At 39.4% G+C, this 13149-nt stretch carries 11 protein-coding genes; 3 read left to right on the forward strand and 8 right to left on the reverse strand.

The window, feature by feature from the left end; all coding sequences use genetic code 11:
* Positions 1-432 precede the first annotated feature (432 nt).
* From DDR33_RS17300 to DDR33_RS17310, 3 genes are all read left to right on the forward strand, one after another.
* On the forward strand, positions 433-1521 hold the full coding sequence (locus DDR33_RS17300) for a hypothetical protein (RefSeq protein WP_146198798.1): 1089 nt from the start codon (positions 433-435) through the stop codon (positions 1519-1521).
* Between the two features lie 348 nt (positions 1522-1869).
* On the forward strand, positions 1870-2511 hold the full coding sequence (locus tag DDR33_RS26985; protein WP_109417068.1) for an HIT family protein: 642 nt from the start codon (positions 1870-1872) through the stop codon (positions 2509-2511).
* Positions 2508-4376 carry a phosphorylase family protein gene (locus DDR33_RS17310; RefSeq protein ID WP_109417069.1) on the forward strand — a complete coding sequence of 623 codons (1869 nt, stop codon included), beginning with the start codon at positions 2508-2510 and terminating at the stop codon, positions 4374-4376. Before DDR33_RS26985 ends, DDR33_RS17310 begins: the two co-directional genes overlap by 4 nt.
* 26 nt (positions 4377-4402) lie before the next feature.
* Here DDR33_RS17310 and DDR33_RS17315 read toward each other — a convergent pair whose 3' ends face one another.
* The 8 genes from DDR33_RS17315 to DDR33_RS17350 all read right to left on the reverse strand — a co-directional run.
* Entirely contained in the window at positions 4403-5335 is a 933-nt protein-coding gene (locus tag DDR33_RS17315) for a hypothetical protein (protein WP_109417070.1), read from the reverse strand.
* A complete protein-coding gene (locus DDR33_RS17320; protein WP_109417071.1) occupies positions 5298-7052 on the reverse strand; it encodes an ORC-CDC6 family AAA ATPase in 1755 nt (584 codons plus the stop codon). Before DDR33_RS17320 ends, DDR33_RS17315 begins: the two co-directional genes overlap by 38 nt.
* Positions 7039-8049, reverse strand: coding sequence for an HD domain-containing protein (locus DDR33_RS17325; RefSeq protein ID WP_109417072.1), 1011 nt, complete (start codon positions 8047-8049; stop codon positions 7039-7041). Before DDR33_RS17325 ends, DDR33_RS17320 begins: the two co-directional genes overlap by 14 nt.
* 27 nt (positions 8050-8076) lie before the next feature.
* Positions 8077-9162 carry a DNA cytosine methyltransferase gene (locus DDR33_RS17330; protein ID WP_202913775.1) on the reverse strand — a complete coding sequence of 362 codons (1086 nt, stop codon included), beginning with the start codon at positions 9160-9162 and terminating at the stop codon, positions 8077-8079.
* A 703-nt stretch (positions 9163-9865) separates the two neighbouring features.
* Positions 9866-10930 carry a hypothetical protein gene (locus tag DDR33_RS17335; protein ID WP_109417073.1) on the reverse strand — a complete coding sequence of 355 codons (1065 nt, stop codon included), beginning with the start codon at positions 10928-10930 and terminating at the stop codon, positions 9866-9868.
* An 8-nt stretch (positions 10931-10938) separates the two neighbouring features.
* Positions 10939-11577 (reverse strand): hypothetical protein, encoded by a 639-nt coding sequence (locus DDR33_RS17340; protein WP_146198799.1) that lies wholly within the window; start codon positions 11575-11577, stop codon positions 10939-10941.
* 186 nt (positions 11578-11763) lie between these two features.
* Positions 11764-12360, reverse strand: coding sequence for a hypothetical protein (locus DDR33_RS17345; RefSeq protein WP_109417075.1), 597 nt, complete (start codon positions 12358-12360; stop codon positions 11764-11766).
* A 156-nt stretch (positions 12361-12516) separates the two neighbouring features.
* A partial coding sequence (locus tag DDR33_RS17350; protein WP_158280784.1) for a hypothetical protein occupies positions 12517-13149 on the reverse strand: 633 nt, incomplete at its 5' end.

The raw sequence follows: 13149 nt of genomic DNA on the forward strand, positions 1-13149 counted from the left end.
TCAGGGCAGTAAACAGACGCATTTTCATACCGCTATATTAACATTATTTCTTCCTGTTAAAAAATTGATCTTTACTATTTTTTCCTCTACCCGGGACTTTATGGACAGACTCTAATTAGAGTAAAAACTATTTCTTCTTCTTATGAAGAGCATTGGTCAACAATTGAATTAATATCAGATTATACAGATTCTATATTTACGCTTTACAGGGGCATTTATGATATTCTAAAGAAATCAGGACAGGAATATCTCGTAAAATTCTGGTTCGATTCTGATAGCGTGACCATTGATGAGATGAAGGATTACGAGCAAAAGAGAAATTCTTTTTATCAAAGCAAATTGCTTTTTAATAAACAAGCATACGTCGAACGGACATCCCAGAGTGGCCGATCTCAGAATTTCTTTCTCGAATCTAAATCATGCGAGAGATGGATGGATGAGCTTGATCCTTTAGATGCAAAGAACCCCATAAACAGGAACTCTCCTTTGCTTATCTTCGTTTTTGATTTACACAATGAAATAGGAAGTGATACTTTTAAATTACTTCCTACCACTGATTACGAATTATCATCTGCAAATGTTCCAACTCTTCCGACATTTAATAATATACAGGAGAATTTGCATTTTATCTCTGCCACCAATGTTTCATTTAATCCTAATACATATGCCTTGAGCCAAGGGGATTATAGTTCCTCTCTAGGAGGCGCTCTTCTGAGGCAGGCTGAACTGGCTCTAAGCATTGCTATAGTCGATGAATTCTATAGCTACGACAAAGTAGTACTGGATGGGCTAAAAAGGCTGACTCTGAAAGTTGGAAAAACAAGCATCTCCGCCAATTATGATCATATTGTTAATTTAATGAACCTGATTAAGTGGATGTATGATGACAGGGTGAGAACTAGAAAGAAGCTATTTAACGAACGTTTAACATTAGAAATTAATGAATCCATAACTTTACTTGAAGCTCTTCGCTCGCATATAAACACTGCATTTGAACAAGCACGAGAAAGGTATAATTTTGTAATACTCGACCGTAAAGATGCCTACATAAAAGAACTAAAAGATCTACTGAAAGATTTACGAGCCCAATCAGATCTTTATTCCCTGAAGATTAGGAATTTATTAAACAACTTTTTGCGCGACGTTCTAGCTACCTCGGTTTTAATAGGCTTTACCATTTTTACCAAATTCTCCGACAACATTGGGCTAGATAAACATAAATTGTTAAATTATGTTTTTGGTGGGCTATCAGCATATTTTATACTTTCTATATTATTTCAGGCTGCTGTTGATATAACAGACCTAATTATTACCAATAAAGAGCTCATTTACTGGAAGAGGGCTTCGAAGGAGTTAATTTCAGAAAAAGAGTTTAATTTGCATTACAACAGTTCGCTAAAGTCTAGAAAACGTAGTATTAGGATTTTGTATCCACTAATAGCTTTGCTATATGTTGTTATTTCTATATTATGCCTTCTATATCCTGGATTTCTTAATGGCCTGAAAATAAATAGCCCATGATCAACTTACTTAGGAAAAGTGATGAAGAACAACATCTGTGGAGGCTCCCTCCAAGTCTCTTGGCGATCCTATTTAAATTTTATCATCACACACCCCTCAATAAATTCAAGCCTCGAAACTACGAGCGCTCATGTGCGATTCAGGAAAAAACTGTAAATTACACCGTTGTAAACTCTTCAAATAATTCTTGGATGTGTCATTCGATTTAAAATCTTTTAAACCCCGCATTAATTTCAGAAAACTTGCATCTTTAATGATCGGAACGATTTTCCCACCGAGTGCAACTATCCAACGCTTCACCGAGTCTTGCAGGATTAAAAGACAGCTTTAAAGATTATACCCAAATCCATGATAAAAGATTTAGAAGAACAGATAATTCGTACCTGTCGTTTTTGTGACCCACCAGACAACGAGCGAATTCTATACCAGACAGATAACTTTTACGTGATGTTATCACTCGGCCCAATAGTAGAGGGTTATTGTTTGGTAATTTCGAAGGATCACGTTTCCTGTTGCGCAGGAATCAGTAAAGACCAACAGAATGAATTTATAGAACTTTACGATAAGGTAAAATCTATATTGACTGACGTGTATGGGCACTGCATCTGTTACGAACATGGAAGAGCCGGTGCGTGTTTGATTCCTATAGAAGGTAGCAAACATTGCTATCATGCTCACATGCATTTCGTACCGGTATCACTAGATTTGAACAGAATAGTTGAACTCGAGTACGATCCTACACGAATTCAAGGCTTTGATAATTTCTTCAGAATCTATGATGATTGCGGTCGACCTCCCTATCTCTACATTGATGACGGGGAAAGTAACTTCTATGTGATTAAAGAGCAACTCCGAAGGCAATATTTACGGTATAAAACAGCGTCTTTCCTCGGGAAAAGGCACTTGTGGAACTGGATAGAGCACCAAGGATGGGAAATAATAAAGTCAGGCTTTGGAGTATTGAGCCCACATTTTAGAAAAAAATTATGATCACTAACAGTAAATTACTTCAAAAAGTCCTCAATCAATCCATATCAGAGATTGAGAATGATTTTAAGATAATAGATAACTCGAAAGGTGGATGGCATCAGTTTCTTAAGAGCGAAAAAATTGGCAATGTTGCTACAGCGCAGGCTTTAATAACACTTGATAGCTACGACACAGGCTCGGAATTTAAAGAGAGAGCCTTTTCCTTTTTGTTAGAGAATCAGTTGTCCTCGGACAATGATCTCAACGATGGTGGCTGGCCTTACGTAAGTAATCTTCCTGAAGTTGCTAATACAGACAGCACCTGCTGGGTGCTGTCTGCTTTACAGATGAATAACGCCACTTATGCGGATCAAATAGCACGGGGTGTGCGCTGGTTAAAGAAAAATTTTATCAGGTCGAGTCAGTATCCAGGTTGGGGGCCAACCAGTGATACAGGTGTTCGGACTTATACTACCGCAAACGTAATCAATACTGCAATAAAGTTAGGTCTTCAAAAAGACGAAGAGTTTCAGTTAGCGATACAAGCCTTAAAGAGAGCTCAAAATAATGACGGAGGGTGGGGAGAAATCCCCGGTGCCCCATCCACCTTATCACATACATCTCATGTTGTAATAGCACTTTTAGATAGTCATGTCCCAAGCACGAATGGTAGCGTACAGAAGGCAATTAAATGGATCCGAAAAAAACTTGAAGCGAAGATTTCTGAAAATGGATTAGATATGGGCTACTCGGAAATGTTTGATTTCAGATATGGAACCCCATCTGGAGTTAAACCTCAGAGAATGACCTTTTTCCATATGCCTCTAGCTTACGCTGTCTTGGCGCTAATAAAGTCATCCGAATCCTGCTCTGAATTAATAAATGAGGCTGTGATGGGATTGCTTAAGGCAAGTGATTACGGAACCTTCAGTCACCCTTTACTTTTAGAAAAAACAATATGGGCAATCTTCGACGTACTGAAGGTGTTAAATGAATTTAAAAAGTCACCGTATATACGATTCTTCGATGAATATAATGCACAAGATCCTGGCAAAAAAAAGTATGATGTTATAATCTTTACTGTTGTACCCGTTGAATTTCTTACATTAAGTACAATATTCGGATTAACATTGAACAAAGCGAAAGAAGACTATACAAAAAATGGTTTATGGTATTATGAGTATACGCTTGAAAGAAATTGTATGCCAGCCTTGTCTTGTCTAGTTACAATGATAGGTGGCGCGGGTGATGTGGGTTGTTATTCAGCATGTAGTTCAACGTTCCAAGAGTTTGATTGTGATCTTGCAGTCCTTTGTGGAATTGCCGCTGGCAATAAAAATGACATTAAAAAGTATAACACTATAATTGCAGAGTCAGTAGTTGCGTATGAATATCAACGCTTGGAGGATGGCAACATAAAGTATCGACCGAAAGTTTTCAGGGTTAATGTAAGAACGCAGAGATTGATTGACAAACGCGATTTTTATTTAAACAATTGGAAGCAACTAATAAAAGATTATGCTGGTAAATGCGGGCTGTCTCATTCAGATTTAGAGACAATAGATTTAAGCAAACCGGTATTAAAAGCAGGAGTTATCGCAGCCGGGGCAAAACTCATCGCTAACGGAAAAACACTTGAAGTTTTGAAAGAGGCAATTCCACTCGAAAAAGGAATTATTGCTGCAGAGATGGAGGCTAGCGGGTTTGCTCCCTGTTGCATTCATTATAACAAAGAATGGGTAATTTTCAGAGGAATCTCAGATTACGGAGAAGACGATAAAAATGATTCAATGAACAAAAAGTTGCAACCATTGGCCGTATCTTCTGCTGTCGCAACCATGGTATATTTTTTGAAGTACATATATCGCCGTCACGAGGAAGAATAAGCTGCTCTCTAGGTTTGAATGATATTTTAAGAAAGCAGATCATCAGACCTTTTTAGCATAAGCGAACCTTGAAGAGTATCCCCGATTCCATAAGAATAGTCAAGGTTAAAATCCTTACATGGGAGATAGGCCAAGGCAATCTCAGGATGTTCGATATATAACATATACATGCTCAACGCAGTAAGCTTTGGACCGAGTGAAGCTATTACAATATTATATTCATCTACCATCGCTTTTATCTTTTCATTTATTGCCGAAAATCCAGAACCTTGGCCATAGGCATCAATGTTGAGAAACTCACAATCTACTTCGAGATCAAACAGTCTTGGATTATTTCTGACATCATTTTCAAATTGGGTTCCTGATTGTATTCCCATAACTACCTTTTTAGGATCGTAAAAATTTAGTAACTGCTTTACACGCTCACCATCAAAACCTGTTATAATTACGAGGGCTGTCTGTTTCGACGGATCTATAATACCGGAGTGTTTTAATAAAAGCCTTGGCAAGTCTGGTTCACGTGTAAGCCAATCACTATTATAAGACTGAGGCTTGTGATAAAACCAAGAGAGTTCGCGGTTGAACTTTCTTAAATTGTAAAGAAGTATCCAAATGACCTCTCTGGGCATTGTGGTAATATCAACAAATACCTCGGCAGAGTAAAATTCGGGTTTCGAAAAGATCTCTTCGAGGCAAACCCAGTTTGACAAGAAATCATTTTTTTTTAAATCGATTTTTGAAAACTTTAAACCCCTCCGGGAAGCAACCGCCACAATTTTCGAAAGGATATCCTCAGTCTTTTCTGCATGTAGTCCATCCCCATAATTTATAATCACAACCTCTTCAAAGTTTTGTGATTCGATGTCTCTCAGAAAACCCTCATAGGCACGATCTTCCCAATCCGGAAATATTAGTAATTTTTTATCTTCCACCGAAAAGGTCCCCCTGTTCCTGTTCATCAATGTCGTTTTTTGAAAATGGCAGCTCTTTGTTGAACGCAGCAGATGCCCACAAATCAGTTACACGAAGGGATACCCTAGCATATTGGCCGTGAGGGTCGAGTCCCTTTGCAGGCATCAACAACCTGTTAGGAACAAAGTATGTTTCCTGCTTCCCAAAATCTTTTGCAGTACCTACTCTCGTATAAATTATTTGTGCTCTTTGGGCGATATTGATCAATTGTATGAGATTATCGAATATCGGTTTCGTCTCTTTATTGATCTGTGAAATACTAAAAGTTATTGCTCTGGGCTCTGACTTATGTTCCATGAGACGTTTCTTAAATAGGACAGATAAGTTTTCGAATAAATTGAATATCTGTTTTCCCTGCTCTTTAGAACAGCCCTCGACCTCCCGGTCCAATCCGATTGACAGTCGCTCCCACATTTTTTTACTTCTTTCCACGATGATATGATTTTGAATTGCGGAAGATATACATTTAACATTGCCATTATCCGTATGAGAAACAGCAGCGTCATACATCCAGTAGCACGGATCAAGTAGGTTGCGAATCACTCCAGTGGAGACATCCACGATACATTCGAACCCAGAATATGGAGGAAGATTGGCATTGGCGCCCCTCATCCGGAAGTATTCGGCTCTCGAATATTTGTAAACATGATCATTAATCTGTTTTGTTGTAGCAGATGGATTACTTTTTATAAACCTTTCCCTCACACTTAAACGACAGCTTTCCAGATTTTTTTCAAAGTCCTTATTAACAGGAAAAAAACTTGCGACATCTCCATCATACCCCGTTTGAGACAACCTTCTTTCGATGATTTCTTTTGCCATCTGAAAAAAATCAGACTTTTCGTTCTGAAATGGTTTCTCCATATCAATTGTTATGAAATCATGACCTTCAAGTATGCTCCCGCCGGTCGTCGTGATTAATTCCGGCCTGTTAATTTTTGCTGTAGCAATTTTGAAGCTAAAATCAGAATGATCCCGGTACGCGATCCATGAATTAATATTACGGATCTGATATCTATTCAGATCGTGAGCGTCGTCAATCATGAGCAGGAAATGCGACTTAGAAAATATCGGTACTTTTTTGAGTATCTTTATAAAAGGAATAACTATTGATGAAAATGAATAGGCATTTTCATAAAATGATTCTGCGTTGTCGCTGTTTAATTTTTTCTGGGATATATTAAGTTCCCTAGCCACAAATAATCTAACACTCGCAATGAAGGTCAGCTTTCGATTAAGATCTGTCGTGTCAATCAGGTACTCAAATTCATCAAAAAGATCGTCATTTACGGTTTCTTCTTTGATGGTATTTTCAATTTCCTCTATTTTTTTTAACGAATCACAAATGGAATAGACTATTGTCAAAGCCAAATAATGTTCACATAATACGGACGCCTTGAAATCATCATTAAACAGCAAGTATTCTTTTTTATGAAACAAAGGAGTGTTACATGGGATATGAATCCCAATATATTCATAATTTACAGTTCCGCCGGCCCGCACGTACTTTCGGTGCTGAACCTTAAAGGAATTGTATAGTAGGGTCATGGTTTTGCCAGACCCCCTTTCTCCAACGAGAAAGATATTACGGTTTGAATTTAGAAATCTGGAATAATTATAGTCTTCGATGTAAAAGCTGATAATATCATCATCGTCCAGATTGTTCGCAGCTTCATACTCAAAAGGGTTTTTAAACTGCTTCATGATCTTTTATCTTTTGAATTAATTTGTCGATTTCAAGCTCCGAGCAGATAGAATTCAATATTTCCTCGCCACTTTTCTGATTGCTTCCGGGGATGGGATACAAATCGTTTAACGTGCATTTAATCGAATCCAGTCCTTCTACAGGCATTCCATCGTATGAGAAGTTCAATGTAACCTCCGTTTTTTTGAAGTCATTTAAAAGAGGTGTATAGTATTTATTATAACGACGTTCTTCATCCAGCTTGTTAATTCTCTCAAAGATAAAATGAATTAGATCCGAAATATCTTTAGGATTCTGCAAATCATCTTTGTTGATATCGATATAGTAATACAATACTATACGACTGTTCCCCTTGTCGATAAACACGTTTGTTATCGAAGCATATTTATGAAAAATCCGGGAGCTTTCCTCGTAACGCCCCGATTCTAGCATATAGTTCGAAGTTCGTTGCGGTCCCTCTGCTAGTTCATCTGCAAATCTCAAAATAGCTGCCATTTCTCTTAGGTTTATTTTCGCGCCATCGATACTTTCAGTTTCTTCTACACAAGCCAGCGTATCTCTACTTCCAGTATTGGTCCTTCCGCAGTGAGCCTCTGCGCCTTTGATAACGACACGCCGTTCTTGATTAAACCGAGGATCTTTGTTCCTAACTTTGTTGTAAATTTCAGTTATCTGCGTATTGTGTTCTTTTCTCCCAAAAATATTACCCACATCATGGAAAAGAATCATCATACAAAGACAATAAAGATCCATGCCGCTTAGTTTCGTAATGTCGCCTGACAACAAATCCTTTGCATTTTTCAGAACATCATATATGTGATTAGGGCCGTGATCAGACAAAGACGGCTCCTTCGCTTTGATTTCATCATAAACATTGTTTACTAAATAGTCTCTCGCCACAATGTATTTGTTAAAGTGAGACCCTCCGATCTCCTCGCCAAACTGCTTGTTCAATGCTAGACGTAAATCGTCTTCAATAGGGTGCTTATTCCACATGATAAAAGCTCATCAATTGATAAAATTTTAATAGGTTAAGATCTTTCTAAATACAGCTTCGGCTAGCAGTGGGGGCACCGCGTTGCCTATCTGCTGTTGGATGTCCATCAGCGTACCCTCAAAAACGAAATTATCGGGAAAACTCTGAAGTCTAGCGGCCTCCCGTACGGATAACCCTCTGTCCTGAAAAGGATGAATAAGCATATTTTTCCTGTAATTTGATATAACAATGGAGGGCATATCGGCATTTAACCGTTTGTATATACCACTATGGCAATTATCCAGATTGGTATAATTTGACATTAGTTCTCTCGGGATGGCCCGCCAATTTTCACCCTGCTTTACGTGCCGATATCTATCAATTACGTAATCCTTATTCCTAGATACTAAATTTTGCCTAGCTACAGTTGAACCGTTGCGCATTCTCTTTGCGTAAGAGCACAGCCCCGGTCCGGACAATTTGTAAGGCAACGTTTCCAAATTAGAGCCATTTTCAAGATCCGGTAAATCCGCAATTGCGTTCCAAACAGTAACTATTGCCTTTGTGGCTTGTGGAAACTCAAATATTTTACCAAGATTGTTTCCAACCATTATAAACCGGTTCCGATGTTGGGGAACACCATAATCCGATGCATAAAGCACCCGCTCCACAGTTTGATAGCCCAAATCAGAGAAGTAAGTCTTAATAGATTTCACAGTCTCTCCGCCATTGAACGTAGTGATTCCTTCCACGTTTTCAAACAGGAACCAATCTGGCTCTAGGACTTCCACGAACCTCAAGAACTCTTCGAAAAGCGTATTGTTGCTGTTATCTGTATTTCTTGTTTTCGTATTAGAATAGGAGAAGCCTTGACAAGGAGGGCCACCAAACACAATAAACGGTTTTTTTTTTAGGAATTGCAAAGGATCAATTTCTCGGATATCCTGACATAAAGTTTTTACTTCAGGATGATTTCGTGCAAATGTTTTCGCAGCTGACTGATTCTTTTCAACCGCTAAGGAAATTTTGATGCCGGCATTCTCAGCGCCCAAGCTCAAGCCCCCGGCACCACAAAAAATATCAACTCCAATTTTGCTTTTTATAGAATTAAAAACCATGTACTTAATTTTCAATCAGTTATTCATCCCCCCCCCCCATTTACGCAATAATCGATTAATATATTAAAAAATTAGCTATTTTATGAATATACTTCTTAATTTATAAAAACAGTGTCCTGAATTGTTCCTCCATTTGGAAGTACCGAAGTACGACTTACATTCTTAAAAAAAGATCGCTTTCACTAAGAACCGTAGAAAAAACTAGAATCTTAAGGGCAGCTTTATGCAACGTGCTCGCGTACGCGTTATTCAGTCTTTCGTCCGGCTCGGACTGCCTTTCACTTTCTTCCCTAAATCTTTAGGTACGATTAATCATAGCCCGCCAATAGTGAACCAATTCAACGAATGTAGCGTATTTTTATTAAAGTCTATATATGACATAAAGTAGTTAATTAAACAAACACGAGATGACTTATACAATAATGTCTTCAAAGATTTCAGGGATCCGCTGTAGAGTATCGATACGATTTGTTTAATATTCCTCGATGAAACGTGAAACAAAGAGGCATAAATAGTAGTAAACTAAAGAGTTACATATGGTTTGATCCTACTAGTTGATTTCCTATACTTCGAGGAGGCATCTATCATCTATAACTAAGAATGCATAACAGCTAACAATAATCACAAGCAAATAAACGCAAAAGCACTTCGGTATTCTACAATATTATTACAAGCAGAAGCATATATTACAACAATAATAGTTAATGTAGTACTTTGTTTAGTCAATCTGAAGATAACTGATGGGAAAACTAACGCGCTCACTTAAAAATGTCATCATTGCACGTTCTTCCCCGGTAAGCTTGTTGGGTCCGGCAATTACCAGTTCAATGGATTTGTCCTGATGAATAGCCTGCGCTTGGTAAGCATACAACATCAGCTGACCGAGCGCCAGTTTTAGACAGTCCTCGGCAAAAGTGCAAGGCTTCACCTCGAAGAGGATCAGACGGTCTTTCAGCTCGACAAGCAGGTCGATCCAATTTCGTTCCATATTTACGCAGGATTCGCCATGTTTCAAGCAAAGCTGGTCATATAGCCGTTGCTGCAAGTTGTTATGTAATGGGCTGGTCATACCTCCTGCATTGCCTTTACGGAATACTGGTTGCAGGTTCTTGGACTTGATGCCGTTGCGAACTCTGCGCCGCTTAGCAAGTTCTCTGTCCTCGGCATCGCCAAGCCTGAATTCTTCGTAGAGGACACGCATGAACTCTACCGAGGTCATGCCCAAAGGTTTTCTATCAATAAGAAACTGCTGCATCTGCCAGTAGGTTGTCTTCCTGTCGACATTCGGCATGCCTAAGGTTGATACGATTGCTCGCAGGTTCTCAATGCTAAATATAGGGATCAGTCTTCCCCCTGAATACAGGTAGGCGACCTTCCAGCGAAAAATAGACGGCAAATTCAGGTAACAGATATGTTCAAAATAACCTTCACTGGCATAGCTCGCAATGGAGTAAACCTCTTCGATTACTTTTTTGAAGACTTTTTCTTCATCATTACTATCGTCATGGAAACGCTGTGACCAGGAATGGGTTTTATTAGATATAACATGCTTGGGACGTTCTTCGGGCTTCCGCCGTCTGTAGATACCAAATTTAACGGAGTTCATACCTTTAATGCTCCCTAATGGTCGGGTAATGGTTTCGACGTACTGGCAAAAAGTGGTTTGATCATTTACGCTGACATATCTATGCAACGGGATTTCCCGGATCATATCAATAGGCCAGGCACTTAGGAAATCTTCCTGCAGCTGCTCGTCGAATATGCGTTGCTCGTTGTGTTTCATAAACAGTATTATTTTAAAAGCATCCAGCCACTGAACGTGTTTCTAATGAGCTCTGCGAACAACTTCGCATGTTCTTGGGTAACGCCCAACTGTATCACGCAACTTGTGATGGTACCGATAAAAAAGTTGCGCCAGTCGAATTTGTTGAGCTTATCCGTCATTTCCGCAACGTGGTTCAATTGATGGAGAATGGCAATATTCTGGGTCTCCAACAGCGGTATCGAGGAAAGCTGGTTCTTGATCGTCTCGATATTCCTGCGCACCTCCAGGTATTCCTGATGGCTGAAAGCGGTATTTTCCACCTGGGTTTCACCAATCAGGGATTTGACCTCTTCGACCAACCTTCCCCATTTGTCGGGTGCGGACACTTCTCTTTTCAGATAACTGAGCCAGTCCTTAAAATAGAACTTGATGCCTTCCCAGTCAACGCCGGTGGTAGCTTCCATGTACAGGGATCTCCCGGGTGAAAAATTAGCCATCATTGAGTCTACGTAGCCGATGTCCTCGAACACCTTGAAATAGAATTGGGTTTCATTCAGTGTCAGTTCTGTTTGTCCCGCTAGTATTGAGAACTGTGATGGCGAAAAATATCCCTGCTTTTCGATCAAGTCGTAAAGCTCGTTCAATTGAGATCGTAATAGCTGCATGATTCGAGTATTTGTGCCTAAGTTACATTTGTTTTGGCTTAAAAAAGCATCACCTGGCTGTCTTTGCTTGCGGGGCATCAGGCAGTTCACTCACCAATCGTAGGGTCAGTTCAAATCCCTGGAACATATAGCTCAGCTGCTTTCGAAATGTTGCCGGGTAAGCGTCCTTTTCGGCTTGCAGGTCTTTCAGCTTTTCCTCGTCGTTCCCCCATGTTCAATCACTCCCCAGAAATATTTGGCTTTTAAGGTGAACGTGTGTACCGTCGAATGACGTTCGGTTAGCAGAGGCAACACTTTATTGCGGTAAAGGTTGTTTAGCGCGTGAAACGTGGCCGACTGGTATTGAGCAGGAAAACGGTCAAGTACACGGGAAAGGTAAACGTCGCCTTTCTGACCTGTATCAAAGAAAAAGTCCAGAAGGTCGCCAATCCGGTCCCAGTAACTGTAAAGAGTTTGTAGGCCATAGCTTGCATAGCGTAGGTAAAGATGGTCTTCTAGTGACTGGTCGTAGGTTCCGCCCTCCTTGACGGCGTTATTGATGCGAGGCTGGAGAATTTCGATAATGGCGATGGCATAGATAAAGTCCATTGACAAATAGTTAAAATCATCAGCGTGCTTGAAATCTGAATAGGAAAACTTCTTTAATACCTGCTTCGAGCGGGTGACATCGGAGAAGGCTGCAAATATGTTTTTCCCGCTCGGTGCGTATTCAGAAAGGTTCTTTAAATTGGTTTTCTGTATATGGGTGATGATCTCTTCATACCAGGCATGTAGTGCTTCCATCTCCTAAATATATTAAGTACCGAAGCATAATCCAACATGAAAAACTGCGCTAGTCTATCCTATTTATTTGTGTTTACAGTCTTCTTACCTAAACCAAGCTTCACCAGTCTTCTTGGAGAAAATTACCATTGTCAAGATAATGGTTACTCTGCCATTCTATTCTTTCTGTTTACCCGCGTCCCGCTTTGCTTTCTTTGCATCCAGTTCTGCTTGGTATTTATCCCGAAGCCTTTGTTGCTCTTCTGCTGAGTTTAAATACAGATGACCGCAGATCGCTTCTGTTACTAATTTGAAATCAAGATTTAGAAGTTTTGTAAGGATATATAGATCCAGAGCAATGATTTCGCTGTCCGAATACATAAGTCTACCGAACTTGTTTTTGTCCATTCCGATAGCTTGGGCAAGTGAGCTCTGAGAGTTTAGATATTGGGAGATGATCTGGCCAAACTTTCCAAGCTTTCCTTTCCTTCGGCTATTTTTGGAGGGTTGGTGTGTCTGCTCTATCTCAGCATCGTAATCACTAAATACATCCTGGGCCATTTCGTTGAGATCATGATGGATTGATTTTCCAATAAGGTAAAAATCATAAATGTAAAGGTTCACTCTGTTAAGTCGTAGGTGACTTAACTTTCCGATCGATATCGAGGTTTGAAAGTAAATATCTTTTGATTCTGCCTTCTGTTCTCTTAGGAATCGATCTAGACGGGTGGATTTAATAGTATTTAATGGCAATTGTGCTGTTTTTCCTCTAAAAATAGATGGCAACCCGAATAAAAATGAGAATCTTAT

Origin of the sequence: Pararcticibacter amylolyticus, from assembly GCF_003130405.1 — a bacterium.
Classification (GTDB): Bacteria; Bacteroidota; Bacteroidia; order Sphingobacteriales; family Sphingobacteriaceae; genus Arcticibacter; species Arcticibacter amylolyticus.